General features: G+C 61.6%; 6 protein-coding genes. 5 read left to right on the top strand and 1 reads right to left on the bottom strand.

Features of this window, described 5'->3' with window-relative positions; translation table 11 throughout:
- From VZ95_RS23230 to VZ95_RS24365, 5 genes are all read left to right on the top strand, one after another.
- The coding region (locus VZ95_RS23230; RefSeq protein WP_332308117.1) for a F0F1 ATP synthase subunit A at window positions 1-105 on the top strand (105 nt) is incomplete at its 5' end.
- Between the two features lie 62 nt (window positions 106-167).
- Window positions 168-392, top strand: coding sequence for an ATP synthase subunit C family protein (locus VZ95_RS16630; RefSeq protein ID WP_045776850.1), 225 nt, complete (start codon window positions 168-170; stop codon window positions 390-392).
- A gap of 89 nt (window positions 393-481) precedes the next feature.
- Window positions 482-976 carry a F0F1 ATP synthase subunit B family protein gene (locus VZ95_RS16625; protein WP_052711873.1) on the top strand — a complete coding sequence of 165 codons (495 nt, stop codon included), beginning with the start codon at window positions 482-484 and terminating at the stop codon, window positions 974-976.
- Window positions 976-1365: a F0F1 ATP synthase subunit B family protein gene (locus VZ95_RS16620; protein ID WP_052711872.1), complete on the top strand. Its 390-nt coding sequence runs from the start codon at window positions 976-978 to the stop codon at window positions 1363-1365. Before VZ95_RS16625 ends, VZ95_RS16620 begins: the two co-directional genes overlap by 1 nt.
- The gene (locus tag VZ95_RS24365) at window positions 1346-1483 is read left to right on the top strand and encodes a hypothetical protein (protein WP_156995357.1); all 138 of its coding nucleotides are present in this window, start codon (window positions 1346-1348) and stop codon (window positions 1481-1483) included. The genes VZ95_RS16620 and VZ95_RS24365 overlap by 20 nt, the downstream gene beginning before the upstream one ends.
- Before the next feature lie 100 nt (window positions 1484-1583).
- On the opposite strand, the gene pgk is transcribed toward VZ95_RS24365, so the two are convergent.
- Window positions 1584-1734 (bottom strand): phosphoglycerate kinase (gene pgk, locus VZ95_RS23225; protein ID WP_084627867.1); only part of this gene is annotated, 151 nt, incomplete at its 5' end.

The following is a 1734-nucleotide window of genomic DNA, read 5'->3' as shown; positions in this document are numbered from 1 at the left end:
ATCGTGGCCCTCACCGGCTTTGAAATTCTGGTCGCGCTGCTGCAAGCCTATGTCTTCAGCATTCTGACCTGCCTCTATCTCAAGGACGCGATCGAGCTTCACTAAGCCCGGCCAACTTCTGAGACTGTTTCCAACACCACCACTTAGTTACCGCGAAGGATCCTAACATGGACGCTCAAGCCGCCAAGTTCATCGGTGCCGGTCTCGCCGTTATCGCCCTTTTTGGCGTCGGCATCGGCCTTGGCAACATCTTCTCGACGCTGATTGCTTCGATCGCCCGCAACCCGGCCGTCGAATCCAACCTGCGTAGCGTTGGTATCCTTGGCTTCGCACTGACGGAAGCCGTGGCGCTCTTCGCGCTGCTGATCGCTTTCCTGATCCTGTTCTCGTAAGCCTTATCCGTGCATCCTGGGCGCGCTTCCCTTAGGGGAGGGGCGCCCTTCGGGTTCCCGGAATCGGGCACCCAACTTCGGGGACTCCCATGCCACAACTGAACCCCGGCGTTTTCTCGATGCAGCTTTTCTGGCTGGCAATTACTTTTGGCCTTCTGCTTGTGCTGATGGCGAAAGTGGCGCTGCCCCGGTTAAGCCGTATTCTGGACGCCCGCAGCAGCCGCATCGACGGTGACATCGCCGCTGCCAAGGCAGCCCGGGCGAGCGCTGAAGAGCTTCAGGCCGCTGTGCAGAAACAATTGACCGATGCGAAAGCCTCGGCGGCGGCGACGCTGAAAGCGGTGCAGGAGTCTGTTTCGACGGAAGCCAAGCAGCGCGAAAGCGAGCTGGTGCAGAAACTGACGGCGGAGACGGCGTCGGCGGAAGCTCGGATTAATGCCGCGAAATCGGCGGCGCTCGCCAATGTCCGTTCGGTTGCCGCCGAGGTTGCCCAAGCGGCGGCTTCCAAGCTGCTGAATGTGTCGGTGAGCGAGGCCGACGCGCAGGCGGCGGTCGCCGCCACGGCTCAAGGAGGGCGCGCCTGATGGCTACCGAACCTCACGGTGGGTTCCTTGAGAATCCGGAAAACTGGGTTGCGATTGGCTTTGTCGTCTTCGTTGCCTTTGCGGGCAAGAAGCTGTGGACGGCGCTGAGCGGCATTCTCGACAGCCACGCCGAAACGGTCAAACGCCAGATCGATGAGGCTTCCGCCCTCCGCAAAGAAGCCGAAACGCTTCTGGTCGAGGCGAAGGCTCAAGCCGATAAGGCAAAGGCGGACGCGGCGCAACTCACGGCGGATGCCCATGCTGCCGCCGAGCGCCTGAAGGTCGAACTTCAGGCCGAGTTGGAAGCAACGCTCGCACGCCGCCAAAAAGGCCGCGCTCGACAAGATCGCCCAAGCCGAGGCCTCGGCCTTGGCCGACGTGAAGAATGAGACCATCCGCATTGCCATTCAGGCAACCGGGGCCTTGTTGGCGGCGAATGCCACCGGCGACGCAGCGGCGCGGTTGGTCGATCAAGCGATTGCCGATCTGCCGAACCGCCTGAACTAATCGGTCGGTTTGAGAGACATAAAAACCCCGGTGCGAAAGCGCCGGGGTTTTTGTTTTGAGAGTTTTTAGAAGACGGGGCCGAAGCCCCGCCCCCGAAGGGTTAAATTTCCAGCGCGGCGACGCCCGGCAGACTCTTGCCTTCCAGCCATTCCAGGAAAGCCCCGCCTGCGGTCGAAATATAAGTGAATTTATCCACCACCCCCGCCGCGGCGAGCGCCGCCACCGTATCGCCGCCGCCTGCGACGGAAACG

Origin of the sequence: Elstera litoralis, from assembly GCF_000963705.1 — a bacterium.
Classification (GTDB): Bacteria; Pseudomonadota; Alphaproteobacteria; order Elsterales; family Elsteraceae; genus Elstera; species Elstera litoralis.
This window is presented reverse-complemented; position numbering and strand designations above follow the sequence as displayed.

Excerpts from the sequence above, each read along its gene's own strand:
- VZ95_RS16630 (WP_045776850.1), top strand. The coding sequence starts at position 168 with ATGGACGCTCAAGCCGCCAAGTTCATCGGTGCCGGTCTCGCCGTTATC.
- VZ95_RS16625 (WP_052711873.1), top strand. The coding sequence starts at position 482 with ATGCCACAACTGAACCCCGGCGTTTTCTCGATGCAGCTTTTCTGGCTG.
- VZ95_RS16620 (WP_052711872.1), top strand. The coding sequence starts at position 976 with ATGGCTACCGAACCTCACGGTGGGTTCCTTGAGAATCCGGAAAACTGG.